The sequence below is a fragment of the Photorhabdus viridis genome (assembly GCF_040256935.1).
Lineage (GTDB): Bacteria > Pseudomonadota > Gammaproteobacteria > Enterobacterales > Enterobacteriaceae > Photorhabdus > Photorhabdus viridis.
Genome location: NZ_JBEJZY010000285.1, coordinates 1 through 431, shown reverse-complemented (window position 1 = coordinate 431; position 431 = coordinate 1). Strand labels below are relative to the sequence as shown.

Annotated in this window: 1 protein-coding gene; it reads right to left on the bottom strand. The window is 60.6% G+C overall.

The window, feature by feature from the left end:
* Window positions 1-431 (bottom strand): DUF637 domain-containing protein (locus tag ABR397_RS23385; protein WP_350307787.1); only part of this gene is annotated, 431 nt, incomplete at both ends.

Below are 431 nucleotides of genomic sequence, written 5' to 3'. Positions count from 1 at the left end.
CCATTACCATGGACGTGAAGGTGGATTTAACCGTGTCGCTGCTGCCCATCGCTTTTAAGGCTTTGGATAAGTCGCCCTGATTATCCACCAGAGCGACCGCTGCCTGAGAGGCCAGCGCCGCCATGCCGGAAGCCGTCGCGCCGTAAGCCATTGAGCCCACGGTAGCGGCGGTGCTGGCGGTCGCCCCCGCTGCCGTCGCCGCTGAACCTGCCGCGCCTGCTGCGGATCCGGCCACCGAAGCCGTTATGCCTGCGCCTGTCGTCACGGCGGCCACAGCAATCGCTATCACCGCTGAAACCACCGGGTTCAGATGCTGGCTTTTATAATCCCAGCGGTCATACGCATCTTTGACTAAGTTCCATTGCACATCCTGACGTTCATTGAACCCTTTCAGCCAGGCGGTTTCCGGGGTATTACCGAGGACGGAGACA